The following is a 1,608-nucleotide window of genomic DNA, read 5'->3' as shown; positions in this document are numbered from 1 at the left end:
TAGCTTGATCTTTAACGTCCGGCATCGAATGGTGCGTCGAACTTGATCACTCAGTCCGGTAACTGCCGTACGCAGAAGCGGCCTTCGTCTGAACATGTGCTCCGACCAAGGAACACACACGCCCAGCACGAAGGCCGTGAGGATGAGTCTGCTGCATCGCAATGCCCGGCAGGTGGCGTTGGCGGAACTGTCACGCTTCCGGGGTGAGTTCTACTCCTGTCTCACCGCCCGTTCGGACGCGCTGTTCGAGCTGACCGATGCCGCGTTGTGCGGTGACGGTCCGGTGAGGTCGCTGGCCGAGCTGTCGCTGGTGGGCGAACACCGCCGCGGTCACGGCGGGCTCTACGCCGCCCTCGCCCGTGGCCGAGTCGATACCGGCCGGCTGCGGCGGGCCCTGGCCGCGGTGCCACTGCCCAGGGCTGCCGACGGCCGGCTCGTCCTGGCCATCGACATCACCTGCTGGCTGCGACCCGACGCCCACACCTCACCACAGCGGATCCTGTGCCACACCTACGGCCGGGGCAAAGACCAGCACATCCCCGTCCCCGGCTGGCCCTACTCGATCATCTGCGCGCTCGAGCCCGGCCGCAGCTCATGGACCGCGCCCCTGGACGCGCTCCGCCTGGCACCCGGGGACGACTCCGCCACCGTCACCGCCGGGCAGCTTCGTGATCTGCTGGAACGACTGATCACGGCGGGGCAGTGGCAGGCGGGCGACCCTGACATCCTCATCCTTGCGGACGCCGGATACGACGCACCCCGCCTGGCATTCCTCCTCGACGATCTGCCCGTGCAGGTCCTGGCCCGGATGCGATCAGACCGAGTCCTGCGCCGGGCCGTCCCGCCCCGCCAGCCACACACCATGGGCCGGCCGCCCCGGCACGGAGGCGAGTTCGTCTTCGGCCAGCCCGACACCTGGGGCACCCCGGACACCGAAACCGTCACCGACACCCGCCTCTACGGAACCGCCACCGCACGCTCGTGGAACCGGCTCCACCCCAAGCTGACCCACCGATCCTCCTGGGCAGCAGCCGACGGCACCCTCCCTATCGTCGAAGGCACGGTGATCCGCCTGGACATCGACCACCTGCCCAGCGGAGCAACCCCCAAGCCGGTCTGGCTGTGGTGGTCAGGCACCGACGCCACCCCCGCAGACGCCGACCGCCTCTGGCAGGCATACCTGCGGCGCTTCGACATCGAGCACACCTTCCGCCTGTTCAAGCAGACCCTCGGCTGGACCTGCCCGAAGATCCGCACCCCAGAGGCCGCGGACCGCTGGACCTGGCTGATCCTCGCCGCCTACACCCAACTGCGGCTCGCCCGACCACTGGCAGCCGACCTACGTCACCCATGGGAAAGGCCCGCCCCACCGGACAGGCTCACTCCTGCCCGCGTCCGCCGGAACTTTCGGCACATCCGCCCCAAGACCGCCTGCCCGGCCCATGCACCGAAACCCTCCCGCCCCGGCCCCGGACGCCCCCCAGGCCGGAAGAACACCCGGCCCACCCCACGCCACGACGTGCACACATCCCGCAAGACGCAGCCAGCGAAACAGCGAGCGAAGAAGTCGACTACCCCACGGCCCCGCCGCACAGGTTAAAGATCAAG

At 69.3% G+C, this 1,608-nt stretch carries 1 protein-coding gene; it reads left to right on the top strand.

The window, feature by feature from the left end:
- The first annotated feature begins 142 nt into the window (after positions 1-142).
- Entirely contained in the window at positions 143-1,600 is a 1,458-nt protein-coding gene (locus ACFYWX_RS47700; RefSeq protein WP_389431807.1) for an NF041680 family putative transposase, read from the top strand.
- Positions 1,601-1,608 lie beyond the last annotated feature (8 nt).

This window comes from Streptomyces sp. NPDC002888 (assembly GCF_042888465.1).
GTDB lineage: Bacteria > Actinomycetota > Actinomycetes > Streptomycetales > Streptomycetaceae > Streptomyces.
The sequence above is the reverse complement of the archived record's forward strand: the minus strand, read 5'-3'. Positions and strand labels throughout refer to the sequence as shown.